Origin of the sequence: Pseudomonas sp. YuFO8 (assembly GCF_035065025.1) — a bacterium.
Classification (GTDB): domain Bacteria; phylum Pseudomonadota; class Gammaproteobacteria; order Pseudomonadales; family Pseudomonadaceae; genus Aquipseudomonas; species Aquipseudomonas putida_AE.
Genome location: NZ_JAXDEQ010000099.1, coordinates 1 through 979 on the forward strand (window position 1 = coordinate 1; position 979 = coordinate 979).

General features: G+C 62.6%; 1 pseudogene. It reads right to left on the reverse strand.

What is annotated here, in order from left to right:
• A pseudogene (locus SOP95_RS31480) lies at positions 1-979 on the reverse strand (type IV secretion protein Rhs); the annotation flags it as partial.

Here is a 979-nt window from a genome sequence, read left to right on the forward strand (position 1 = left end):
AGCTGGTGAGCGTGCCCTGGGTGCGCAGGACTTCGCGGTGCAGGTCGTCGCGCTCGATGTCGCTGATCAGTTGGCCGTCGAGGTTGAGTTGGTGCAGGTGACCGCTGCCGTAGTACAGGTGATTGAGGTGTTGGCCGGTGGGCAACGTCAAGGTGGTGAGGTTGCTCAGTGGATCGTATTCGTAGGACAAGGCGCCCTGAGCCGTCGTCTCCTGGACCAACCTGCCGAGCAGGTCGTAGGAAAATTCGAGCGTTTCTTCGCTGACGCCAATTTGCTTGCCCTGCGCGGTCGGCAGGCGCTGGATCGACAGCAGACGATCGCCGTCGTCGTACACATAATCCTGACGGGCATCGGCATTGAGTTTGGCCATTAGCCGACCAATGCTGTCGCGTTCGAATTCGGTGCGACGTTGTGGTCGCTCGCCGCGTTCACCGTAGCCGGTTTCGTCGACCTGGGTCAGATGCCCGCCCAGGTTGTAGCTGAAACGCCGGGTCAGGTTGTCGATGCGCTTTTCTTCGATCAGACGGTCGGATGCATCGTAGGCGAACTGGTACGCCGCGTTGTTTTCGTTGATCAGCGCGGTCAGGCGAATCGCCGGGTCGTATTCGTAGCGGATGCGCTGGCCCTTGGCGTCCTGGCGACTGCTCGGCAGGCCCCGGGCGGTGCGCAGCAGTCGGGTGGTCTGGCCCTTGCCGTCGGTGTGCGTCAGCACCTGGCCGAGAGCGTTGTAGGTGAACGACTCGGCGCTGCCATCCGGGTGATGGATGCGCAGCACTTCGCCGTCCGGCTTGCGCAGAAGCGTGGTGGTCTGGCCCAGCGCGTCGGTGACGGCGACCAGATGGTGGCGCTCGTCGAAGCGGTAGGTGGTGTTTTTACCGGAGCAATCCTGGAAGCGTTCGACCTGGGCCAGGGAGTTCCACCACAGGTATTTGGACTTGCCGGTTGCATCGATGATGGTGTGTGGCAGGCCGTCGTCGCC